We start from the raw sequence: 21333 nt of genomic DNA, 5'->3' as shown, positions 1-21333 counted from the left end.
CGCGGCCCCGCCGTCACGACCGCAACGGCGGCGGGGTGAACGCGACGCCGGGCTCGGTCCGGCGGGGTGCCACCGCCGCCTTGGGCCGCGCCTTGAGCGCGCGGCTCCACTCGATGAGGTGGGCGAACCCGAACATGACCAGCACCCCGCCGGCGCCGCTGAGGATCTGCACCGCCACCCGTTCGTCCCCCACGGTGTTGGCGACGTCGGCCAGGGGCGCCAGGATCACGCCGAGACAGAAGACCTCGAGCGAGTGGCGGCCGATGCGGCGGACCTCGGCGGTCAGGGGGTGGTCGAGCCAGGCGCCCCGGGGCACCAGCACCGCGGCGCAGAACGCCAGGGCCAGGAAGTGGAGCAGCCGCAGCGGGTGCAGGTCGGTCTTGCTCACGGGATAGATCAGGTCGGCCAGGACCGGAGGCATGAGGACGTCGTGCAGGGCCGGCCAGCGCCAGGCCAGGGCCAGCAGCCCGCCCAGCGCCAGGCACACCAGCGCACCACCCAGCGCGACACCGGAAAAGCGCGCGCCCCGGGCCGTGCCGGTCGCCGTGCCGGGGGCCGGGTCCATGGCCGGGGCCGGGCCCGGCCGGGTCGCCGCCGCCGCCCCCAGCACGAACAGGAACTGCCACGCCAGCGGGTTGAAGAACCACTCCTCGCCCTGTTGGGCGGGGAAGTTCCAGTCGAAGGCCAGGGCCGCGACGTAGAGGGCCGCCGACGCCGCCACCGTCCAGCCCCGCCAGCGCAGGAGCGCCGGCAGAAGGGGCGCCAGGGCCGCCAGCAGCACGATGTAGAGGGGAAGCGGGTCGAGCAGGCCCGGCTTGAAGCGCAGCATCAGGGCGTCGACCAGAGCGTGCCGGGTGTCGACCACGAAATAGCCGAGGTTCAGGGCGTCGGCGAAGTCCCGTGTCTCGACGCGGGAGCTTGCCACGAACACCACCCCCATCAGCACCACCATCAGGAAGATGTGGGCGACGTAGAGGGTCCAGGCCCGCTTCAGGATGCGCACACCGGCCGACAGCACGCCGTCGCGGATCAGGCAGCGGCCGTAAGCGAGGGCGGCGCTGTAGCCGGCCAGGAAGACGAACACCTCGGCCGCATCGCTGAGACCGAAGTTCCGCATCGAGACCTGGCCCAGAATGCTGCCGGGGGTGTGGTCCCAGAAGATGAAGATCAGGGCGAGGCCGCGGTAGAAATCGATCCGGCCGTCACGTTCCGTTTGCATCGTCTGACCCGTTCCTGCCCCTGCTCTTCGACAGCAGGTGCAGCAGGAACGGTGCCGATCCTGCGGCGGTTCCTCTTCTCCGAAGGGGTGGGCGGGGCACGGGGCGTACCCCGCCCAGTCGGCACCCCCGGTCTCAGCGCGCCTCGGAGGTCCGCTGGCGGGCCGCGGACGGGGCCAGCAGGTCGGCCACCGCGGCGGCCAGGCAGTGGTAGCTCGGGTCGCGCAGATGGTAGCCGTCGGGGCTGAGCATGGTGCCCACGGTGAATCGTCCGCTGGCCAGCCACCCCTTCATCATGCGGTGGCGGTCGACCACGGGGACGCCCAACTCGCGCCCGAGCGCCGCGACCGCGGCCACGTAGTCGGCGTAGGAGTCCACGTCGGCCTCGCCGGGAAAGAACTGGGGGTTCATCAGCACCAGCTCGGCTCCGGCGGCGCGGATGCGCGCCGCGCCGTCGCGCACCACCGCGATGAAGTCCGTCACCGGGACCCGCTGGAACCCGTCGTTGGTGCCGATCTGCCAGACCACCAGGTCCGGCCGCGCCGCCAGCACGTCGGCGTCGAGCCGGGCGAGATTGGCGGCGGCGGTCTCGCCGCCCCGTCCCTTGTTCAGCACGGCCACCGTCGCGCCGCCCGTGCGCGCGCCCAGCATGGCCTGGAGCTGGGCGGGGTAGGTCTTCGCGGGGGTCGAGGCGCCGACCCCTTCGGTGCTCGACGAGCCCAGCGCCACCACGGTGAGGGGCCGGCTCGCGGCCAGCGTGTCGCGGGTGCGCGCCACGGCCGCCGCCACGCCCGCGTCCGCCCAGGCGTCGTCGGCGAACGGCCCGCACCCGGCCGCGTCCACGGCCCCCTCCGCGGCGCCCGGCCGGGGGATGTCCGCCGCCGCGGCCGCCCCGCCCCACACCGGGGCGACCGCCAGGACCGCCGCCAGGACCGCCGCCGCACACCGTCCGCCCATGCCCCCCTCCATCCGCGCTGCCAATGTTGCGGTGCACAGTGTCGGCGGGTGCGGTAAACAAGTCGTTAACCATGAATGGCGGGGCTGGCGCGCCGATTCTCCTGGATTTGGCGGAGCGGGGCTGGCAAAGGACGCCGTCGCGGTGACGGCGGGGCGGCGGAACCGGCTATACTGCGCCATCCGCCGCGTCACCGGTCCGCTGAAGGGGTTCCGTCCCGTGTCTGTCTCCTCCATTCTTGCCGTCGCCGCCGGCGGCGCGCTCGGCTCCGTCGGGCGCTACCTCGCCATGGCCGCGGTCGGCCAGTGGCTCGGGACGGCGTTTCCCTTCGCCACCATGGCCGTCAACGTGGCCGGCTGCTTCGTCATGGGCGCCCTGGCCGAGCTGGCCGCCCTGGTGTGGTCGCCGGCGCCGGAGGTGCGGGCGCTGGTGATGGTCGGCGTCCTCGGCGGCTTCACCACCTTTTCCTCGTTCGCGCTCGACGTCGGCGCGCTGACGGGGCGCAACGCCTATGTGGAGGCAGGAATGTACGTGCTGGGCACGCTGGTCCTGACGATCGCCGGATTCTTCGCCGGCATGGCCCTGGTGCGGTCGCTGGCCGGCGGGGGGCTGTCATGAGCCCGGGTCCCCGCAAGCCGGCCGCCGGCAACGCCCCCAGGGGCAAGACACCGGCGGGCGGCCCACCCAGGGCCAAGGCGCCGGCGGGGAAGGCGCCCGCTGGCAAGGCGCCCGCTGGCAAGGCGCCCGCTGGCAAGGCGCCCGTTGGCAAGGCGCCCGCTGGCAAGCCGCCGGCTGGCAAGGCGCTGCCGGGCCGGGCGCCCAGGGGGCCGGCGCTCACGGGCAGGCCGCCGGCAGGCGCGCCCCCGTCGGCTGATGGCGGGCCCGGCGGTGGCGCGGTGGAGACGCGCACGGTGGCGGCCGACGACGCCGACGCCCGGCTCGACCGCTGGTTCCGCCGCCATTACCCCGACCTCACCCACGGCCATCTGCAGCGCCTGCTGCGCACGGGGCAGGTGCGGGTCGACGGCAAGCGGGCGGAGGCCAACACCCGGCTCGCCGCCGGCCAGGCGGTCCGCGTGCCGCCCCTGACGGTGCCGGGCGACGCCCCCGTCCGGGTCCGGCCGGCGGCGCCGGTGGTGCGGGCGAGCGAGGCCGTGGCCCTGCAGGCCCGGGTGCTCTACCGCGACGACGACGTGATCGCCTTCGACAAGCCGGCCGGCCTGGCGGTGCAGGGTGGGACGGGCACGTCCAAGCATCTCGACGCCATGCTCGACGCCCTGCGCTTCGGCGCGGAGGAGCGGCCCAAGCTGGTGCACCGCCTGGACAAGGACACCTCGGGCGTGCTGCTGCTGGCGCGCAACACCTTCGCCGCGGCGAAGCTGGCGGAGATGTTCCGGACCCACGACGTGCGCAAGATCTACTGGGCGGCCACCGTCGGCGTTCCCAAGCCCTACCAGGGCAAGATCGACCTGGCGCTGGCCAAGGAGGGAAGCGTGCGCGGCGAGCGCGTGGCGGCCGACGAGGAGGATGGCAAGCGGGCGGTCAGCCTCTACAGCGTGCTGGAGAACGCCGGAAAGAAGGCGGCGTTCGTGGCGCTCTGGCCGCTGACCGGGCGCACCCACCAGTTGCGCGTCCACATGGCCGCCATCGGCGCGCCGATCCTGGGCGACGGCAAATACGGCGGGACCGACGCCTTCCTGACCGGGGCGGAGGTCGCCAGGAAGGTGCACCTTCACGCCCGCCGCCTCATCCTGCCGCACCCCCGCGGCGGCCGCACCATCGACGTGACGGCTGTGCTGCCCGACCACATGCTCGCCACATGGGCGTATCTCGGCTTCGATCCGAACCTCAGGGAAGATCCGTTCGCCGCGTTCGAATGACAAAATCGGCGCACGGGTTTCTGCGCTGCAACCAAATGTGGCTTGCCTCCGGTCAAGTGCCCCGCCAATACTCCGGCGAGTGTTCGGCTTGGGGGTAACGCCATGCGTGTGGTCGACAACGTCCGGATCGGCACGAAGGTTTCGATCGCGCCGATCTTCGCGGTTCTGGGAATTCTGGCGATCGCGGCGCTCGGCACGATGGCGCTGCGCGACCAGCAGCACGCGGCCGACGAGATCGCCACGGTCGCCTTCGCCAAGGCGATCCGCAGCGCCTCGGTCGCCAGCACCGTGCAGGGGGCGCACACCGAGCTCTACCGCATGCTGACGTGGAACGCCGCCGGGGTGGACGCCGGGAAGGTGGCCGAGATCGCCGGGCGCTACCGCGCCGCCATCGACGCCGCCGGGGAGGGGCTGCGGTCGTTCCGCGAGACCTTCACGATCGCGCCCGCCGAAGCGGCGCTGCTGGAGCGGCTCGACCGCCAGATCGCGGCGTACCGCACCAACGCCCGCAACATGCTGGACATGCTGGACATCGAGTTCACCGCCGCGGTGTCGTGGATGTGGACCGCCCAGGGCGATTTCGAGGCGCTGCTTGCGACCCTCAACGAAATCGTCGAACTGGAGCACGGCGCCGCCGACGCCGCCCACCGCGCCGCGGCGGCCGACAGCGCCGCCGCGCAGCGCCTGTTCATCGGCACGGCGGCGGTCGGCACAGTGCTGGCGGCCCTGGTGTCGTGGCTGGTCGGGCGGGCCATCGCCGGCCCGGTGCGCGGCATGACCGCGGTCATGCAGCGCCTGGCCGAAGGCGACCACGGCGTGACCGTCCCGGGCACCGGGCGACGCGACGAGATCGGCGACATCGCCCGCACCGTGGAGGTGTTCAAGCGCAACGGCGAACGGGTCGACGCCCTGCAGGCCGAGCAGGACGCCACCCGGCGGCGCGCCGAGGAGGAGCGGCGCGCCGCCATGCAGGGCGTCGCCAGGGACCTGGAGGACAGCCTTCGGGCGGCCATGGCGGCGGTGTCGGAGGCGACCGGCGCGATTCGGCAGGAGGCGGCCTCGATGGCCACCAGCGCGCAGGAGACGTCGCGCCAATCCTCCAACGTGGCGGTCTCGTCGGAGCAGGCCAACGGCAACGTGGAATCGGTGGCCCAGGCGGCCGAGCGGCTCGCCGGCTCGATCACCGCCATCGCCCGGCAGGTGTCGGAATCCTCGCGCACGGCCCGCGACGCGGTGGCCCAGGCGGCGCGCACCGACAGCACGGTCCAGGGGCTGGCCAGCGCCGGCGAGAAGATCGGCCAGGTGGTCGGCCTGATCACCGAGATCGCCAGCCAGACCAACCTGCTGGCGCTGAACGCGACGATCGAGGCGGCGCGCGCCGGCGACGCCGGCAAGGGCTTCGCCATCGTCGCCCAGGAGGTCAAGAACCTGGCCAACCAGACCGCCCGGGCGACCGAGGAGATCACCGCCGAGATCGCCGGGATCAAGGCGGCGACCGCCCAGTCGGTCGGCGAGATCAAGGCGATCGGCGACACCATCAAGCGCATTGACGAGGCGCTGGCCCTGATCGCCGGGGCCGTCGAGGACCAGGGCACCGCGACCGCCGAGATCAGCCGGAACTGCAGCGACGCCGCCACCGGCACGCGCAGCGTGTCGTGCGACATCCAGAACGTCCAGCAGGTGGCCGAGCGCACCGGCTCCGCCGCCACCACGGTGCGCGCCACCACCGACCGCCTGGTCGGTGAGTTCGACCGCCTGCGCGGCCAGGTGGACGGGCTGGTGAGCCGGCTCAAGCGCGCCTGACCCGCCGCCCCGGCACCGGGGCCGCCCCACCGCCACCACCGAACCGCCACCACCGAACCGCCACCACAGGGAGTTCCCATGTTCCGCCGCACCGTTCTCATGGCCGCCGCCCTATTCGCCGCCGCCGCCCTCAGCCCGGCCGGGCCGGCCCGCGCCGCCGACGGCGTCGGCTCCGCCGCCGAGGCGACCGCACTCGTCGAGAAGGCCATCGCCCACTACGACGCCAAGGGGCGGGAGGCCGCTCTGGCCGACTTCTCCAACCCCCAGGGCGGCTTCAACGACCGCGACCTCTACGTCATCGTCAGCGACCTCGACGGCGTGTTCCTCGCCCACGGCGTCAACAAGGGGCTCATCAACAAGAACCTGATGGAGCTGAAGGACGTCAACGGCAAGCAGATCGTCCGCGCCATGGTCGACTCCGGTCGGTCGAGCCCGGGGGGTGGCTGGGTCGACTATGTCTGGACCAACCCGACGACCAAGAAGCTCGACCCCAAGAAGACCTGGGTCAAGCAGCACGACGGTCTGCTGTTCATGGTCGGCGTGTACGACCGGAAGTGACCGGCCGGAAGTGACCGGCCGGCCGGGCCCGCCCCTCGCCGGGGGGTGGGCGCCGCCGGCCTTCTGTGCTAAGGCTGCGACGGTTCGTTCCAGCGCCCGCCGAAGCCGATGACCAGCCCCCTCCGCCTCGCCCTGTTCGACTGCGACGGTACCCTCGTCGACAGCCAGCACATGATCGTCGCCGCCATGACGGCCGCGTGGGGGGCGCACGGGCTGGCGGCGCCCGACCACGCCGCCGTGCGCCGCGTCGTCGGGCTGCCGCTGGTCCAGGCGGTCGCCCTGCTGCTGCCCGAGCACGACGGGGCGACCCATCAGGCGATCGCCGACGTCTACCGCGACGCGTTCCTCGACCTGCGCCGCCGCGAGCCGGCGGAGCCGCTGTTCCCCGGCATCCGGGACAGCCTCGATGCCCTGGACGCGGATGGCGTGCTGCTGGGCGTCGCGACCGGCAAGTCGCGCCGCGGCCTTCAGGCCGTGCTCGAGGCGCACGGGCTCGCCGACCGCTTCGTCACCCTGCAGACCGGCGATGTCGGTCCCGGCAAGCCCCATCCGGAGATGGTGCGCCGGGCGCTGGCGATGAGCGGGGCCGGTGCTGCGGTGATGATCGGCGACACCACGTTCGACATCCAGATGGCGGCGAACGCCCGCATCCCGTCGGTCGGCGTGTCGTGGGGGTATCACGCGGTGGCCGAACTGGTCGCGGCGGGAGCGGACCGGATCGTCGACGACGGCGACGCGGTGGCGGACGCGGTGCTGGCGCTGTTGAGTGGTGATCCGCGGCCCTGAGGACGGGAGAGCATGAAGCGTTTCTACAAGAGCGTCGACGTCGCGGCGAGCCCTGACGGCTGGGAGGTGCGGCTGGATGGCCGCCCGGTGCGCAGCCCGGCCAAGGCCCGACTGCTGTTCGCGGCCGAGCCGCTGGCCCGTGCCGTGGCCGCGGAATGGGAGGCCCAGGGCGATCAGGTGGTGCCGCACGCGATGCCGCTGATGCAGCTGTCCGCGACGGCGGTGGACGTGGTGCCGGGCAAGCGGGACGAGATCGTCGCCGGGGTGGCCCGGTACGCCGAGACGGACCTGCTGTGCTACCGCGCCGAGCACCCGCAGGCCCTGGTCGAGCGCCAGGCCCGGGCATGGCAGCCGCTGCTGGACTGGGCCACGCTGCGCTATGACGCGCCCTTGCAGGTGTGGGCCGGCCTGATGCCGCAGCCCCAGCCGGCCGGGGCGCTGCGCGCCCTTCACAGCGCGGTGGCCGCCCGGGACGACTGGTCGCTCACGGCGCTGCAGACGGCGACCTCGGCCTGCGGATCCCTGGTCCTCGGCCTGGCCCTCCTGGACGGCCGGATCGACGCGACGGCGGCCTTCGAGATCTCGCAGATCGACGAGACCTACCAGATCGAGCAATGGGGGGAGGACCCGGAAACCGTCCGGCGCCGCGCCGCCCTGCGCGCCGACATCGATGCGGCGCGGCGTTTCGCCGACCGCATCCGCGGGTAGCCGCCGACCGGGCAACGCAATGCCCTCCGCGGCGGACCGCGGGGGGCATCGCACGCGCGACCGGACGTCGGGCGTTACTGGTTGACGGCCGGGGCCGCCGGGGTGGCCGGCGTCGCGGGGGCCGCCTCCTGCTCCATGCGGCGGTTCAGGGACGTGGTGGTGTCGGAATACTCGAAGTCCGCCATGTCCCCGATCTGGTCCTGAGTCAGGCCGCTGAGCTGGACCTGCTCCTCGGCCTCGTTCCAGGTCGCGTCGGCGAAGTCGACCGCGACCTCCTTCTCGCCGATGCCCAGGAAGCCGCCCGACGCGATGACGAGCTGCGTCGCCTTGCCCGAGCTGTCGAGGATCACGTCCTCCACCTCGCCCAGATCCTCGCCGTCGGCCCCGATCACGTCGGCGCCCAGCATCTTCTCGACGGTCGCCATGTCGGCGCCGACGCGGGTGGTGGTGTCGGTGGTCATGGCGGCGCCCCCGGTGGTCGGGGCCGGTGCCGACACGGCGGCGTCGCTGTCGATCGCGCTGTCGGCGTTCAGATCGGTGTCCGCAGCCGCGGCGGAGTCATCCGCCTTCATGTCCGCCTTCAGGTCCATGTCGGCCTGGTCGTCCATGATCTGCGGCTGGGCGGTGGTGTCCGCACCGGCCTTCGGCTCCGCGTCCTGCGCGTAGGCGGCTCCCGTCATCAGCGCCAGCGCGGAAACGGCAGCGATCAATTCCCTCCGCATTGCAAACTCCTTTGGGTGTTCAAGCTTTGCCTGTGGCATGCATAAGAACACCGGCCGGAGCGTTTCCATTCACGGACAGGGGCGCCTCTTTTGGCGCACCACTTTCAGCATGGCCCCGATACTCAATTTGTTCTCCATTTCGGCGGCTCGGGAACCAGCGTCGATTCGCCGGCGCGGAGCGGCTGCCCCTCGGCGGCGGCCCTCTCCATGTCCTCCAGGCGGAGCAGAGCGAGGGCCCGGGCGCCGCCGCCGCCGCGCACCTCGCCCACCGTCCGCTCCCCCAGGGTGACCGGTGTGCCCGGGTCGGGCAGCGGGCCGTCGACGCGGACCGGCGTCAGCCGCTTCTTGATGAGCGCGCGGTAGCGGGTGCGCGCCGTCAGCTCCTGGCCCATGTAGCAGCCCTTGTCCCAGGAGATGGCGCGCAGCTCGTCGAGGTTGTTTTCCAGCGGGATCGCCCGCTCCACCTCCAGGTCGCGGCTGCCGTCGGGAACGCCCAGCTCCAGCCGCAGATGGTCGTAGGCACCGGCGGCGGCCTCCGTCAGCCCGGCCGCGGCCAGGGCCGCCAGCGACTCCCCGCGCCGTGCGCCGCCCGGCAGCAGGACCCGTGCCCCCAGCGCGCCCAGCCGCGGGTCCGTGTACGCGACCCCTCCGGCGAAGGCCCGGGCGGCGCCGGGCTCGTCCGGCAGGCCGAGCCGCGCCAGGGCCGCGGGGCCGAACGCGGCGGCGACGAGATGGTCGTCGCCGCGGTCCTCCAGGGCGACCTTGGAGCGCAGCTTGTACATCTTGAGGCGGCGCATCAGGTCGCCGCGGCGCGGCGCCTCGACGTCCAGCAGCACGGCGTCCGGCGCCGCGATCACGAAGAAGTCGTGGAGGTACTTGCCCTGGGCCGTGAGGAACAGGGTGTAGAGCGCCCGTTCCGGCCCGGCGGCGCGGACGTCGTTGGACACCAGCCCCTGGAGGAAGGTCACCCGGTCCTCGCCGGTCACGGCCACCAGCCCGCGCTCCTCCAGCACCGTCCACACCGCCGTTCCGTCACCCATGCCGGCCTCCATCCCGATCGTCGCGTCGTTCGTGGTAGAAGGTGTGCGGGTCGCGACGTCGGGGCAAGGGTGATTGCATCCGGCCGCCGCCGCGGCGCCGCTTTCCGGTGCGCAATGGGGGCTTCCCTTTTCCCGGGGGATCGCGGCAGAGTGCGCCCGCGACACCGCAGACGTCACGGATCCGCCAGCACCATGCCCCCCGCATCGAGCGCACACCGCCCCATCGTTCCGGTCCTCCTTTCCGGCGGCTCCGGCTCCCGCCTGTGGCCGATGTCGCGGGAGCTCTATCCCAAGCAGCTCCTGCCCCTGTGCTCCGACCGCTCGATGCTCCAGGACACGGTGCGCCGGGTCGCCGACGCGGACCGCTACGCGCCGCCCCTGGTGGTGTGCAACCACGAGCACCGCTTCGTCATCGCCGAGCAGCTGCGCCAGATCGGCGTCGCTCCCGGTGCCATCGTGCTGGAGCCGGTGGGGCGCAACACCGCCGCTGCCTGCGCGGTGGCGGCGCTGGCCGTCACCGACCCCGAGGCGCTGCTCCTGGTGCTGCCGGCCGACCACCTGATCCAGGACACCGCCGCCTTCGCCGAGGCCGTGGACCGCGCCGCGGCCGCCGCCGGCGATGGCCTCCTCGTCACCTTCGGCATCACCCCGACGGCGCCGGAGACGGGCTACGGCTACATCCGGCGCGGCGCGGCGCTGGACGGTCACGCCGGGGTGTTCCGCGTCGACGCCTTCGTCGAGAAGCCCGCGCTCGAACGCGCGCAGGCCTTCGTCGCCGACGGCGCGCACGCCTGGAACAGCGGCATGTTCCTGTTTCCCGCCAAGCGCCTGATCGAGGAGCTGGAACGCCACGCCCCGGCGATCCTCGCCGCCGCCCGCCGGGCGCTGGAGGGCGGGGCGCGCGACCTCGACTTCCTGCGCCTGGAGTCCGCGGCCTTCGCCGCCGCGCCGTCGCTGTCGATCGACTACGCCGTGATGGAAAAGACGGCGGCGGCGGCGGTGGTGCCCTGCGACCTCGGCTGGACCGACGTCGGCGCCTGGTCGGCGCTGTGGGAGATCGGCGCCAAGGACGGCCAGGGCAACGTCGCGGTGGGCGACGTCATCACCGAGGACGCCCGCAACTGCTACGTCCGCTCCGACAACCATCTGACGGCGGTGGTCGGGCTCGACGACGCGGTCGTCGTCGTCACCGACGACGCCGTCCTGGTGGCCAGCCGGGAGCGCGTGCAGGAGGTCAAGGCGGTGGTCGAACGCCTGAAGGCGGCCGGCCGGCCGGAGCCGGTCAGCCATCGCACCGTGCACCGTCCCTGGGGCACCTACCGCTCGCTGGACACCGGCCATCGCTTCCAGGTGAAGTGCCTGACCATCGCCCCGGGGGCGCGGCTGTCCCTGCAGATGCACCACCACCGCGCCGAGCACTGGGTCGTGGTTCAGGGCACCGCCCTGGTGACCCGGGGCGAGGAGACGCTGATGGTCTACGAGAACCAGTCCATCTACATCCCCATGGGGACCGTCCACCGCCTCGAGAACCCGGGCAAGCTGCCGCTCTCGATCATCGAGGTGCAATCCGGCGCGTACCTCGGCGAGGACGACATCGTGCGTCTGGAGGACACCTACGGCCGCGGCTGACGACGCCGCGAAAAGCGGCATATGCCCGTGAGTCGTGCGGCGCCGGGGATGTTGACGGGGGGCATGGGCGCCGGACTACTGTACCGCTGACGCTGGCACGACGCTGGCATTGCCGGGTCGCCCTCCGGCCCCACCCCCACGCCAGGACCGTGCCGCCCTTGTCCCCCGAGCCTCCCCATTCCGGGCCATCACCCGCCGACCCGCCAGCCGTCCCTCCGGCCCCCCCGGCGGCCCCCCCGGCGGCCCCCCCGCCGGCCGCCGCGTTGCCGCCCGCGGCGCCGATCCCGCGCCTTGCCCTGCGGGGCATCACCAAGCGGTTCCCCGGCTGCCTCGCCAACGACTCGGTCGACCTGACCCTGCTGCCGGGCGAGATCCACGCGCTGCTGGGCGAGAACGGGGCGGGCAAGAGCACGCTGGTCAAGATCATCTACGGCGTGCTGCACGCCGACGCCGGTGGCATGGCGTGGGAGGGCGACGAGGTCGCGGTGGCCGACCCGGCGGCGGCGCGGGGCCTGGGCATCGGCATGGTGTTCCAGCACTTCTCCCTGTTCGACACGCTGACGGTGGCGGAGAACGTGGCGCTGGGCCTCGACGGCGCCGGGCCGATGAAGGCGCTGGAGGAGCGCATCCGCAGCGTGTCCGAGCGCTACGGCCTGGCGCTCGACCCGCGGCGCCACGTCTTCGACCTGTCGGTGGGGGAGCGCCAGCGGGTGGAGATCGTGCGCTGCCTGCTGCAGGACCCCCGGCTGCTGATCATGGACGAGCCGACCTCGGTGCTGACGCCCCAGGAGGTGCAGCGGCTGTTCGAGACGCTGCGCCGGCTGGCCGCCGAGGGCCGCACCATCCTCTACATCTCGCACAAGCTGGAGGAGATCCGCACGCTGTGCGACCGCGCCACGGTGCTGCGCGGCGGCCGCGTGGTCGCGGCCTGCGACCCCCGCGCCCGCAGCGCGCGCGAGCTGGCGGAGATGATGATCGGCGCCGAGCTGTCATCGCCGGAGCGCGCGCCCTTCGTCGCCGACGGGGCGGGGGCGGCGCCGCGGCTGGAGGTGCGCCATCTCGCCACCACCTCCGACAACCCGTTCGCCACCAACCTCAAGGACGTCGGATTCTCGGTCCGTGCGGGGGAGATCTTCGGCATCGCCGGGGTGGCGGGCAACGGCCAGGCGGAGCTGCTGGCGGCGCTGAGCGGCGAGGCCCTGGTGGCCGACGAGGGGGCGGTGCGCATCGACGGCCGCGCCGTCGGCCATCTCGGTCCGCGCGGCCGGCGCGAGCTGGGCCTCGCCTTCGTGCCGGAGGAGCGGCTGGGCCGCGGCGCCGTGCCGGAGCTGAGCCTGTCGGAGAACGCGCTGCTGTCGGGCTACGCCCGCGAGCCGCTGGTGCGCCGCGGCATGGTGCATTTCGGGCGGGCCCGCGGCTACGCCGAACGCATCATCGAGCTGTTCGACGTGGTCGCCCATGGCCACCGCGCCGAGGCGCGGTCGCTGTCGGGCGGCAACCTGCAGAAATTCATCATCGGCCGCGAGATCCTGCAGAAGCCGCGGCTTCTGGTGGTCGGCCAGCCGACCTGGGGGGTCGACGCCGGGGCCGCGGCGGCGATCCACCAGGCGCTGATCGACCTGGCGCGGGGCGGGGCAGCGGTGCTGGTGGTCAGCCAGGACCTCGACGAGCTGTTCGTGTTGAGCGACCGCATCGCCGTGCTGTTCCACGGCCGCCTGTCGGAGAGCCGGCCGACCCACGCCACCAGCGTCGAGGAGATCGGGCTGCTCATGGGCGGCCTGTTCGGCGGGACGGACCACGGGAGCGAGCCATGAGGGTGGGGGGGTGTCGGCGATGAGTCTGGTCCGACTGGAGGCGCGCGGCCAGGCCTCGCCGCTCATGGTCTATCTCACGCCGCTGCTGGCCGTCGGGCTGACGCTGGCCAGTGGCTTCCTGCTGTTCCTTGTGATGGGGTTCGACCCGCTGGACGCGCTGCACGCGTTCTTCATCCAGCCGGTGAGCAGCCTGCGCGGCGTGGGCGAGCTGGTGGTCAAGGCGACGCCACTGGTGCTGATCGCCGTCGGCCTGGCCATCGGCTTCCGTGCCAATGTCTGGAACATCGGGGCGGAGGGGCAGCTCACGCTGGGCGCCATCACCGGGGGCGGGCTGGCGCTGGCCTTCTACGGCGAGGGCGGCTGGTGGCTGCTGCCCCTGATGATCCTGGGCGGCATCGCCGGCGGCATGCTGTGGGCGGCCATTCCGGCCTTCCTGCGCACCCGGTTCAACGCCAGCGAGATCCTGACCAGCCTGATGCTGACCTATGTGGCGGTGCTGCTGCTGCAGTACCTCGCCCATGGCCTGTACCGCGACCCGGACGGCTACTCCTTCCCGGAGTCCCGCCTGTTCGAGGACGACGCGCTGCTGCCGGTGATCGTCACCGGCACCCGGGTCCACCTCGGCGCCCTGTTCGCCCTGCTGGCGGTCGCCGCGGGCTGGGTGCTGATCGCCCGCACCTTCATCGGCTTCCAGATCCGCGTCATCGGCCTGACGCCGGCGGCCGCCGGCTACGCCGGGTTCAAGGAAAAGCGGATCATCTGGCTGAGCCTGCTGATCTCGGGCGGGCTGGCCGGGCTGGCCGGGCTGGGCGAGGTCGCCGGGCCGATCGGCCAGATCAACCCGACCGTCTCCCCCGGCTACGGCTTCACCGCCATCATCGTGGCCTTTCTCGGCCGCCTGCACCCGGTCGGCATCCTGCTGGCCGGGCTGCTGATGGCCCTGTCCTTCATCGGCGGCGAGGCGGCGCAGATCGCGCTCGGCCTGCCCAAGGCGATCACCGGGGTGTTCCAGGGCATGCTGCTGTTCTTCCTGCTGGGCTGCGACGTGCTGATCCGCTACCGCCTGCGGCTGGGCCGGCGGAGGGTGGCGGCATGACCGACCTGCTCATCCTCGGACCGGTCCTGGCCTCCATGGTGGTCGCGGCGACCCCGCTCCTGTTCGCGGCGCTGGGGGAGCTGGTGGTGGAGAAGTCCGGGGTGCTGAACCTGGGCGTCGAGGGGCTGATGCTGACCGGCGCGGTGTGCGGCTTCGCCGCCGCCTATGGCAGCGGCAGCGTCACCGTGGGGGTGATCGGCGGGGCGGCGGCGGGGGCGGCGCTGGCGGCGCTGTTCGGCGTCCTGGTGCTGCACCTGATGACCAACCAGGTGGCGACCGGCCTGGCGCTGACCCTGTTCGGGGTCGGCCTGTCGGCGCTGATCGGGCAGGATTTCGTCGGCATCCCCCTGGACAAGGCGGCGGAGATCCGCGTGCCGCTGCTGGCCGACATCCCGGTCCTCGGCCCGGCCCTGTTCGAGCACGACGCGCTGGTCTACCTCGGCCTGCTGGCGGTGCCGGCGGTGGCGTGGTTCCTCTACGGCACGCGGTCCGGCCTGGTGCTGCGCGCGGTGGGCGAGAGCCACACCGCGGCCCACGCGCTGGGCTACAAGGTGCTGCGCATCCGCTTCCTGGCGATCCTCTTCGGCGGCGCCATGTGCGGCGTCGCCGGCGCCTACCTGTCCTTGATGTACACGCCGATGTGGGCGGAGAACATGACCGCCGGGCGCGGCTGGATCGCGCTGGCCCTGGTGGTCTTCGCGACGTGGCGGCCGGCGCGGGTGCTGCTCGGCGCCTGGCTGTTCGGCGGCGTGACCATCATCCAGCTGCACGTCCAGGGGCTGGGCTTCGACGTGCCGTCGCAACTCTTGTCGATGCTGCCATATCTGGCTACCGTCGTCGTTCTGGTGGTGATCTCGCGCGATGCCACACGCATCCGCCTGAACGCCCCGGCCAGTCTCGGCAAGGTGTTCCATCCCGACGCTTGACGGCCCGCCCCGCGGGGGCCGGCGCCACAGTGCATCCATCCCGCAGACCTAACAGGGAGCAATCACGTGAAGAGACGGACGTTCGGGACGGCGGTCCTCGGGCTCGCGGCGGCGGCGGTCGCGCTGCCGATGGGCGTTGCCGGCTTCGCCGGCGCGGTGGCCGCGCAGGAGAAGGAGAAGCTGAAGGTCGGCTTCGTCTATGTCGGGCCGGTCAGCGACCACGGCTACAGCTACCAGCACGACCTCGGCCGCCGCGCCCTGGAGAAGGCGCTGGGCGACCAGGTCACCACGACCTTCGTCGAGAACGTGCCGGAGGGGGCCGACGCCGAGCGGGTGATCGACCAGCTCGCCGCCAGCGGCCACGGGCTGATCTTCACGACCTCGTTCGGCTTCATGAACCCCACCCTCAAGGTGGCCAAGCGCTACCCCGATGTGAAGTTCGAGCACGCCACCGGCTACAAGCGCGCCGACAACGTCGCCACCTACTCCGCCCGCTTCTACGAGGGCCGCACGGTGGTCGGCGAGATCGCCGCCAAGATGACCAAGAGCAACGTCATCGGCTACATCGCGTCCTTCCCCATCCCCGAGGTGGTCAGCGGCATCAACGCCTTCACCACCGCGCTGCGGCGCATCAACCCGCAGGCCGAGGTCCGGGTGGTGTGGGTCAACTCCTGGTACGATCCGCCCAAGGAGGCGGAGGCCGCCAAGGCGCTGATCGACCAGGGCGCCGACGTCATCGTCCAGCACACCGACAGCCCGGCGCCGATCCAGGTGGCGCAGGAGGCCGGCAAGTGGGCGGTCGGCCAGTCGTCGGACATGACCCGCTTCGGGCCGAAGGCGCACCTCACCGCCATCGTCGACGAGTGGGACGTCTACTACATCGAGCGTGCCAAGGCCGTGCTCGCCGGCACCTGGGAGCCGATCGACACCTGGGGCGGGCTCAAGGACAAGATGCTCTACCTCGCCCCCTACAACCCGGCGATTCCCAAGGACGTGGTGGAGATGGCGGAGAAGACCCGCATCGACATCATGGAGGGGCGCCGCCATTCCTTCGAAGGCCCGATCAAGGACCAGTCGGGCAAGGTGATGATCGCCGAGGGCAAGCACGCCACCGACGAGGAGATCCTGAAGATGGACTGGTTCACCGAGGGCGTGGTCGGCAAGCTGCCGAAGTGACGGCGGCCGGGGGAGGCGGCTGCGCCTCCCCCGCGCGTTCAACGGTGCCATGCGGCACCGGCCCGGAACGGCCGGTGGTTCCCACGGTTGGAGACGCGACACCAACCGAAGGAGGCGCTGCCATGGCAGCCGAACTGGACAAGCGCACCGTCGCCGTGCTGGCGACCGACGGGGTCGAGCAGGTGGAGCTGACCGAGCCGGTCAAGGCCCTCCGGCAAGCCGGCGCGACGGTGCACGTGGTGGCCCCCGCGGCGGGGACCATCCAGGGATTCAACCACCACGACAAGGGCGACGCGATCCCGGTGGACGCCACCGTCGGCTCCGCCGACGCGGCGGCCTACGACGCGCTGGTGCTGCCGGGCGGGGTGATCAACCCGGACGCCCTGCGCCTGGTGCCGGAGGCGGTCGCCTTCGTCCGGGCCTTCGCCCAGGCCGGCAAGCCGATCGCCGCGATCTGCCACGGGCCGTGGACGCTGATCGACGCCGGCGCCGTGACGGGCCGCCGCATGACCTCCTGGCCGTCGCTCAGGACCGATCTCGCCAACGCCGGGGCGACCTGGGTGGACGAGACGGTGGTCACCGACAACGGCCTCGTCACCTCCCGCAAGCCCGACGACCTCCCGGCCTTCTGCCGCAAGATGGTCGAGGAGTTCCGCGAAGGCCGGCACGCCGGCCCTGCTGCTGCGGAGTGAGCCGCGGCGCGTGACGCCTACACCCGGCGCAGCACCAGGTAGAGGGCGAGCCACAGCCCGCCCAGCGCCGCCAGGGCGGCGCCGGTCAGCAGCAGCGGCCCGGCGGTGAGCCGGCCCGCCGGCAGCACCAGCCAGGCCACCTCGACGGCCCGCGCCAGCAACACCCCGGCGGCGATCGTCTTGAGCGCCGCCGGGCTGTTCTGGACCGGCCGCCACGGCAGGGCCAGCACGGGCACCACCCCCTGGAGCACGGCGACGGTCCAGAACGCCAACTCCCACCCGCCGTCCTGGCGCGCCAGGTACCACGCCGCGCCGTCCGGCAGGTTGCCCGACCACACCACCAGATACTGCATGTAGGCGAGATAGCTCCACGCCAGCGCCCCGGCCAGCAGCAGCCCGGCCAGGGAGCGGAGCTGGTGCGGCGTGGCGTGGTCGAGACGGGCCACCACCATGGCGAAGGCGAAGGCGGACAGCAGCTGGTGGACGATGAAGCACAGCGCGAATTCCGAGGAATTGAAGGCCGGGTCGCGCGACAGCAGCCAATCCACGCCGGCGAAGGACGCCGCCAGGGCGTAGAGCACGAGGCCGGCGGCGGCCGGTGTGCGGCCGGCGTCGCGGCGCAGCCAGACCAGGCCGCCCAGCCACACGAGCACGATGGCGACGGCGCGCAACGCGAAGAACGGCTCGTTCAAGTAGGCCGTGCGCAGCGGGTTGGCCTCGGCCCACGCCGCGGCCGTCCAGGGATAGATCCGGTCGGCCAGCACCACCAGGGGTACGAACAGCAGCGCCGTCGGCAGCAGCGTGCGCGCGGCGTCCGCCAAGGGGCGGTCCACCACCAGCACCCAGCGCCCGTTGAACAGGCGCGCCGCCATCAGCATTGCCACGGCGCCCGCGGGCAGCGCGCTGAACGCGGCCAGCGCCGCCAGGTACGCCGCCGCCGCCGTGGCCGGGGCGGCGACCCCCAGCGTCACCAGGACGCCGCCGCCGCCCAGGCCGACGGCCAGCGCCGCCGCCGCCGCCCAGCCCGCGCCCCCCGGCAGCCGCGCCGTGCCCCCGCTCACCGCGGCACCTCGCCGATCCACACCGCGCCCAGCGCGTCGAGGCGGGCGTGCGTGGCGCTGCGGTCGTAGCGCGCGTCGGTGGCCGCCACGGCGATCAGGAACCCGCTGCCGGCCGCACCGGCGAAACGGTCCATCGCGAACAGGGGGTGGTGGTAGCGGGGCAGCCGGCACAGCACCAGCAGGGCGAGCAGCGCGCACACCGTGGCGCTGGCCACCCCGACCAGAATGCCGGGCAGGGCGAAGGCGGTCCAGGCGGCCAGGGCGCGGCCACCGACGTTCAGGGGGTAGTCGACGGCGTTGGCGTACCATTGCACCGTCAGCCCCAGCGCGCCGCCCAGCACGCCGCCGGCCGCGGTGATGGCGCCCAGCGGTGGGGTGGCCAGGCCCAGGGGGGCCGCCAGCTCCTCGACGGGGAAGGGGGTGAAGGCGTCGACGGCGCGGTAGCCGTCCTGCCGCAGGGCGGTGGCCGCCCGCACCAGCGGTTCGGGGCCCGGGAACTCGGCCAGCAGGCCCCAGGCGCCGCCGGGGGCGCCAGAGTGGGGGGCGGCGGTGGCGTGGGCGGCGGTGGGGACGGTGGCCATCGACGGACCTCGCGGCAGGGAGGTGGGCAGGGAGAACGCGCACCGGGACGTCAGCACAACGCCGACGGCGGCCCGAGGTTTCCCCGTTCCGTGCGGGCGCCGCGCTGGCGCGGCCCTGTCCGAGCGCCGCGCTGGCGCGGCCCTGTCCGAGCGCCGCGCCCGGCGCGGCCCTGCTACCGCCGCGCCAGCGCGGCCGCGCCGAGCATCAGGCCGCCGACCACCAGGGCCCCGGTGGCGGCCAGGGCGGCGCGGGCCGCGACCGCGGGCGCCGCATGGCCGGGCAGGGTGTCGCGAAACGGCCCGTCCACCGCGTGCACCCCCGGCACCGGGTCGAACAGGTTGTCGCGGTAGCCGGCCGGCAGGGGCTCGCGCCGGAACTGTCCGTCCCAGGCGCGCCCTGCGAGGATGCGGTCCATCAGCGACGGCGCCACCATCTGGCCGAGGATGGTCTGGAAGGTGGAGCGGCCGACCCACAGCTCCCGCGGGCCGTGCTCGGCCGCCCGCACGATGGCCCGGGCGGCGCGTTCCGGCGCCAGGGTCGGACCGGCCGGGGCGGGGCGGCGGTGGAAGCGGGTGCGGGCCCACTGGAATTGGGGCGTGTTCATCGCCGGCATGTGGACCACCGTCAGCCGCACGGCGCTGTTGTCGTGCCGCAGTTCGCAGCGCAGGCTGTCGGTGAAGCCGACGATGGCGTGCTTGGCGGCGCAATAGGCGGATTGCAGGGGGATGCCGCGGTAGGCGAGGGCGGAGCCGACCTGGACGATGGCGCCGCGGTTGCGCGGCCCCATCCGGCGCAGCGCCGCCATGGTGCCGTGGACACAGCCGAAGTAGGTCACCGCGGTGACCCGGTGCAGCTCGTGGGCGGCCAGCGCGTGGACCGGCGAGAAGACGGTGGTCATGGCGTTGTTGACCCACACGTCGATCGGGCCGAACGCGGCCTCCACCGCATCCGCGGCGCCGTCCACGGCGCCGAAATCGGCGACGTCGGTCGGCAGCGCCAGGGCGCGCGCGCCCAGCCGCTCGACCTCGCGGGCGGTGTCGGTCAGGGCGCCGGGGTGGCGCGCCAGCAGGCCGACCCGCGCGCCGCGCCGGGCGAAGGCGTGCGCGGCGGCGCGCCCGACGCCGGCCGAGGCGCCGGTGATGACGACGGTCGGGGTGTGCTTCATGGTTCCTGCCGCTCCCTTCCTCGTGGCGGCCCGCAGGCGCGGACCCTGCCAGGGATAACGGGCCGCGGCGCCGCCCGTTGCCGGCGGAACCGCGGGAGCGCCCCGCCGGTTGTCGGGCTGCGGCACCGCCGGTGCCGCCGACACGCAAGGAGGACCCCCATGCCCGGACCGATCGGCAAGACGCGCTGGGCCATCGCCGAGGGTTACATTCCCGGCTGGAGCCACGGACCGGCGCCGGCCATGGAAAGCCACGAGGCGGTGTGCATCCTCAACGCCGGCGACGAGGAGGCCCATGTGCGGATCACCGTCTTCTACGCCGACCGCGAGCCGGCGGGACCCTACCGGGTGACGGTCCCCGGCCGGCGCACCCGTCACATCCGGTTCAACGAGCTGTCCGATCCCGAACCGATCCCGCGCGAGACCTCCTACGCCAGCGTCGTGGAGTCCGACCGGCCGATCGTGGTGCAGCACACCCGCCTCGACAGCCGCCAGGCGGAGAACGCCCTGCTCAGCACCCTGGCCTTCGCCGCCGAGTAGGGATGCCGCCGCCCCCGGGGGGGAGGGGGGCGGGCGGCGCGGTCATTCGCAGCGGTAGGCCGCGACGTGATCCTCGGCCGGGGCCAGGGGGTCCGCGCCGAAGCCGATGAGGCCGCTGCCGGACAGCTTGGTGGCGTCGCGTTTCAGCACCAGCGGCAGCGAGGCGCCGGTGCGCACGAAGGTGCCGTTGGTCGACTGGTCGGTGAGCAGAAAGCTCTCCCGGCTGAAGTCGATGGTGGCATGGTGGCGTGACGTCTGGCGCGACGGGATGCGCAGGGTGCAGGCGTCGCCGCGCCCCACGGTCAGCCGCGGCTGCTCGCGGTCGACGACGAGCCGCTGGCCCTTGTAGTCGAGGTGCAGCCGCATGGCCGCCGCAGCCGGCAATCCCACACCGGTCATCGTCAGGCCGATGGTGGTGCTGTCCATCGGCTCCTCCTCCGCCGCCCGGGCGTCGCGCAGCTGGTGGATGCGCAGCGGCGCCGTGCGGCCCTTGACGGAGACGGCGTTGAGCAGCTTCGCGCGCTGCCGCAGGCGGGGCTCGAGGAGCTCGACGAAGGCCTCGGTCGCCAGCACCTCGCCCGGGCGGGCCAGCCCCTCGACCCGGGCGGCGACGTTGCAGGCGTCGCCGTAGAGATCCTCCGGGCGCCGCACCACCGGCCCGTAGTGCAGCCCGATGCGCAGGCGCAGGCCCAGCGTCTGCTGGAACTCCATCATCGAGCCGGCGGCCCAACCGGCGTCGTCGGCGCTGGGGAAGGCGCCCAGAAGGCCGTCGCCCAGCAGCTTGACCACCGTTCCGCGATGGCCATCGATGGCGGTGCGCAGCAGCAGCAGCATCTTCTGGGTCAACGCCGCCGCGCGCGTGTTGCCGATCCGCTCGTAGAGCTGCGTCGAATCGGCGATGTCGACGAACAGGATGGCGAGGGGCGTTTCCATGATGGGCGTGTGGCGGCCGGCGGGGCTGGGCGACGCTCCGCCCAGCCCCGGTG

General features: G+C 73.2%; 21 protein-coding genes. 13 read left to right on the top strand and 8 right to left on the bottom strand.

The window, feature by feature from the left end; translation table 11 throughout:
• Nucleotides 1-13 precede the first annotated feature (13 nt).
• Together AC6H2I_RS16105 and AC6H2I_RS16100 are read right to left on the bottom strand one after the other, a co-directional pair.
• Complete coding sequence (locus tag AC6H2I_RS16105; RefSeq protein ID WP_497501687.1) at nucleotides 14-1219, bottom strand: OpgC family protein; 1206 nt, start codon at nucleotides 1217-1219, stop codon at nucleotides 14-16.
• Between the two features lie 133 nt (nucleotides 1220-1352).
• Entirely contained in the window at nucleotides 1353-2174 is an 822-nt protein-coding gene (locus tag AC6H2I_RS16100; RefSeq protein ID WP_497501686.1) for an SGNH/GDSL hydrolase family protein, read from the bottom strand.
• 217 nt (nucleotides 2175-2391) lie between these two features.
• On the opposite strand from AC6H2I_RS16100, the gene crcB reads away from it, so the two are divergent.
• The 6 genes from crcB to AC6H2I_RS16070 all read left to right on the top strand — a co-directional run bounded on the left by crcB (nucleotide 2392) and on the right by AC6H2I_RS16070 (nucleotide 7907).
• The gene (gene crcB / locus AC6H2I_RS16095; protein WP_497501685.1) at nucleotides 2392-2790 is read left to right on the top strand and encodes a fluoride efflux transporter CrcB; all 399 of its coding nucleotides are present in this window, start codon (nucleotides 2392-2394) and stop codon (nucleotides 2788-2790) included.
• Between the two features lie 278 nt (nucleotides 2791-3068).
• Nucleotides 3069-4052 carry an RluA family pseudouridine synthase gene (locus tag AC6H2I_RS16090; protein ID WP_497501684.1) on the top strand — a complete coding sequence of 328 codons (984 nt, stop codon included), beginning with the start codon at nucleotides 3069-3071 and terminating at the stop codon, nucleotides 4050-4052.
• Between the two features lie 102 nt (nucleotides 4053-4154).
• Nucleotides 4155-5855, top strand: a complete 1701-nt coding sequence (locus AC6H2I_RS16085) for a methyl-accepting chemotaxis protein (RefSeq protein ID WP_497501683.1) — start codon at nucleotides 4155-4157, stop codon at nucleotides 5853-5855.
• Between the two features lie 78 nt (nucleotides 5856-5933).
• Nucleotides 5934-6413 carry a cache domain-containing protein gene (locus tag AC6H2I_RS16080; RefSeq protein WP_497501682.1) on the top strand — a complete coding sequence of 160 codons (480 nt, stop codon included), beginning with the start codon at nucleotides 5934-5936 and terminating at the stop codon, nucleotides 6411-6413.
• Between the two features lie 108 nt (nucleotides 6414-6521).
• A complete protein-coding gene (locus tag AC6H2I_RS16075; protein WP_497501681.1) occupies nucleotides 6522-7199 on the top strand; it encodes an HAD-IA family hydrolase in 678 nt (225 codons plus the stop codon).
• 12 nt (nucleotides 7200-7211) lie between these two features.
• Nucleotides 7212-7907: an ATP12 family chaperone protein gene (locus AC6H2I_RS16070; protein ID WP_497501680.1), complete on the top strand. Its 696-nt coding sequence runs from the start codon at nucleotides 7212-7214 to the stop codon at nucleotides 7905-7907.
• A gap of 74 nt (nucleotides 7908-7981) precedes the next feature.
• Here AC6H2I_RS16070 and AC6H2I_RS16065 read toward each other — a convergent pair whose 3' ends face one another.
• Both AC6H2I_RS16065 and ygfZ read right to left on the bottom strand, forming a co-directional pair.
• Nucleotides 7982-8629 (bottom strand): PRC-barrel domain-containing protein, encoded by a 648-nt coding sequence (locus tag AC6H2I_RS16065; protein ID WP_497501679.1) that lies wholly within the window; start codon nucleotides 8627-8629, stop codon nucleotides 7982-7984.
• Nucleotides 8630-8751: 122 nt separating this feature from the next.
• A complete protein-coding gene (gene ygfZ / locus AC6H2I_RS16060) occupies nucleotides 8752-9669 on the bottom strand; it encodes a CAF17-like 4Fe-4S cluster assembly/insertion protein YgfZ (RefSeq protein WP_497501678.1) in 918 nt (305 codons plus the stop codon).
• Between the two features lie 192 nt (nucleotides 9670-9861).
• On the opposite strand from ygfZ, the gene AC6H2I_RS16055 reads away from it, so the two are divergent.
• From AC6H2I_RS16055 to AC6H2I_RS16030, 6 genes are all read left to right on the top strand, one after another.
• A complete protein-coding gene (locus AC6H2I_RS16055; protein ID WP_497501677.1) occupies nucleotides 9862-11298 on the top strand; it encodes a mannose-1-phosphate guanylyltransferase/mannose-6-phosphate isomerase in 1437 nt (478 codons plus the stop codon).
• Nucleotides 11299-11561: 263 nt separating this feature from the next.
• Nucleotides 11562-13112 (top strand): ABC transporter ATP-binding protein, encoded by a 1551-nt coding sequence (locus AC6H2I_RS16050; protein ID WP_497501676.1) that lies wholly within the window; start codon nucleotides 11562-11564, stop codon nucleotides 13110-13112.
• 19 nt (nucleotides 13113-13131) lie between these two features.
• A complete protein-coding gene (locus AC6H2I_RS16045) occupies nucleotides 13132-14208 on the top strand; it encodes an ABC transporter permease (RefSeq protein ID WP_497501675.1) in 1077 nt (358 codons plus the stop codon).
• Nucleotides 14205-15134: an ABC transporter permease gene (locus AC6H2I_RS16040; protein WP_497501674.1), complete on the top strand. Its 930-nt coding sequence runs from the start codon at nucleotides 14205-14207 to the stop codon at nucleotides 15132-15134. Before AC6H2I_RS16045 ends, AC6H2I_RS16040 begins: the two co-directional genes overlap by 4 nt.
• A 129-nt stretch (nucleotides 15135-15263) precedes the next feature.
• A complete protein-coding gene (locus AC6H2I_RS16035; protein WP_497501773.1) occupies nucleotides 15264-16310 on the top strand; it encodes a BMP family ABC transporter substrate-binding protein in 1047 nt (348 codons plus the stop codon).
• Between the two features lie 122 nt (nucleotides 16311-16432).
• Nucleotides 16433-17002, top strand: coding sequence for a type 1 glutamine amidotransferase domain-containing protein (locus AC6H2I_RS16030; protein ID WP_497501673.1), 570 nt, complete (start codon nucleotides 16433-16435; stop codon nucleotides 17000-17002).
• A gap of 17 nt (nucleotides 17003-17019) precedes the next feature.
• On the opposite strand, the gene AC6H2I_RS16025 is transcribed toward AC6H2I_RS16030, so the two are convergent.
• The 3 genes from AC6H2I_RS16025 to AC6H2I_RS16015 all read right to left on the bottom strand — a co-directional run bounded on the left by AC6H2I_RS16025 (nucleotide 17020) and on the right by AC6H2I_RS16015 (nucleotide 19810).
• A complete protein-coding gene (locus tag AC6H2I_RS16025) occupies nucleotides 17020-18063 on the bottom strand; it encodes a hypothetical protein (RefSeq protein WP_497501672.1) in 1044 nt (347 codons plus the stop codon).
• On the bottom strand, nucleotides 18060-18644 hold the full coding sequence (locus tag AC6H2I_RS16020; RefSeq protein WP_497501671.1) for a DUF3341 domain-containing protein: 585 nt from the start codon (nucleotides 18642-18644) through the stop codon (nucleotides 18060-18062). The genes AC6H2I_RS16025 and AC6H2I_RS16020 overlap by 4 nt, the downstream gene beginning before the upstream one ends.
• A gap of 173 nt (nucleotides 18645-18817) precedes the next feature.
• A complete protein-coding gene (locus AC6H2I_RS16015) occupies nucleotides 18818-19810 on the bottom strand; it encodes an SDR family oxidoreductase (protein ID WP_497501669.1) in 993 nt (330 codons plus the stop codon).
• Nucleotides 19811-19969: 159 nt separating this feature from the next.
• On the opposite strand from AC6H2I_RS16015, the gene AC6H2I_RS16010 reads away from it, so the two are divergent.
• Nucleotides 19970-20347 carry a sensory rhodopsin transducer gene (locus tag AC6H2I_RS16010; protein WP_497501668.1) on the top strand — a complete coding sequence of 126 codons (378 nt, stop codon included), beginning with the start codon at nucleotides 19970-19972 and terminating at the stop codon, nucleotides 20345-20347.
• A 42-nt stretch (nucleotides 20348-20389) separates the two neighbouring features.
• Here the strand turns inward: AC6H2I_RS16010 and AC6H2I_RS16005 are convergent, their stop codons facing one another.
• The gene (locus AC6H2I_RS16005; protein WP_497501667.1) at nucleotides 20390-21280 is read right to left on the bottom strand and encodes an adenylate/guanylate cyclase domain-containing protein; all 891 of its coding nucleotides are present in this window, start codon (nucleotides 21278-21280) and stop codon (nucleotides 20390-20392) included.
• Nucleotides 21281-21333: the final 53 nt, after the last annotated feature.

The organism is Azospirillum sp. NS33 (genome assembly GCF_059703765.1).
The sequence above is the reverse complement of the archived record's forward strand: the minus strand, read 5'-3'. Positions and strand labels throughout refer to the sequence as shown.

What these genes read in the sequence shown, in the direction of transcription:
- AC6H2I_RS16030 (WP_497501673.1), top strand. Translation starts at nt 16,433, where the DNA reads ATGGCAGCCGAACTGGACAAGCGCACCGTCGCCGTGCTGGCGACCGAC.
- AC6H2I_RS16080 (WP_497501682.1), top strand. Translation starts at nt 5,934, where the DNA reads ATGTTCCGCCGCACCGTTCTCATGGCCGCCGCCCTATTCGCCGCCGCC.
- AC6H2I_RS16100 (WP_497501686.1), bottom strand. Translation starts at nt 2,174, where the DNA reads ATGGGCGGACGGTGTGCGGCGGCGGTCCTGGCGGCGGTCCTGGCGGTC.
- AC6H2I_RS16085 (WP_497501683.1), top strand. Translation starts at nt 4,155, where the DNA reads ATGCGTGTGGTCGACAACGTCCGGATCGGCACGAAGGTTTCGATCGCG.
- AC6H2I_RS16005 (WP_497501667.1), bottom strand. Translation starts at nt 21,280, where the DNA reads ATGGAAACGCCCCTCGCCATCCTGTTCGTCGACATCGCCGATTCGACG.
- AC6H2I_RS16035 (WP_497501773.1), top strand. Translation starts at nt 15,264, where the DNA reads ATGGGCGTTGCCGGCTTCGCCGGCGCGGTGGCCGCGCAGGAGAAGGAG.
- AC6H2I_RS16045 (WP_497501675.1), top strand. Translation starts at nt 13,132, where the DNA reads ATGAGTCTGGTCCGACTGGAGGCGCGCGGCCAGGCCTCGCCGCTCATG.
- AC6H2I_RS16040 (WP_497501674.1), top strand. Translation starts at nt 14,205, where the DNA reads ATGACCGACCTGCTCATCCTCGGACCGGTCCTGGCCTCCATGGTGGTC.
- AC6H2I_RS16070 (WP_497501680.1), top strand. Translation starts at nt 7,212, where the DNA reads ATGAAGCGTTTCTACAAGAGCGTCGACGTCGCGGCGAGCCCTGACGGC.
- AC6H2I_RS16010 (WP_497501668.1), top strand. Translation starts at nt 19,970, where the DNA reads ATGCCCGGACCGATCGGCAAGACGCGCTGGGCCATCGCCGAGGGTTAC.
- ygfZ (WP_497501678.1), bottom strand. Translation starts at nt 9,669, where the DNA reads ATGGGTGACGGAACGGCGGTGTGGACGGTGCTGGAGGAGCGCGGGCTG.
- AC6H2I_RS16065 (WP_497501679.1), bottom strand. Translation starts at nt 8,629, where the DNA reads ATGCGGAGGGAATTGATCGCTGCCGTTTCCGCGCTGGCGCTGATGACG.
- AC6H2I_RS16075 (WP_497501681.1), top strand. Translation starts at nt 6,522, where the DNA reads ATGACCAGCCCCCTCCGCCTCGCCCTGTTCGACTGCGACGGTACCCTC.
- AC6H2I_RS16055 (WP_497501677.1), top strand. Translation starts at nt 9,862, where the DNA reads ATGCCCCCCGCATCGAGCGCACACCGCCCCATCGTTCCGGTCCTCCTT.
- AC6H2I_RS16015 (WP_497501669.1), bottom strand. Translation starts at nt 19,810, where the DNA reads ATGAAGCACACCCCGACCGTCGTCATCACCGGCGCCTCGGCCGGCGTC.
- AC6H2I_RS16020 (WP_497501671.1), bottom strand. Translation starts at nt 18,644, where the DNA reads ATGGCCACCGTCCCCACCGCCGCCCACGCCACCGCCGCCCCCCACTCT.
- AC6H2I_RS16105 (WP_497501687.1), bottom strand. Translation starts at nt 1,219, where the DNA reads ATGCAAACGGAACGTGACGGCCGGATCGATTTCTACCGCGGCCTCGCC.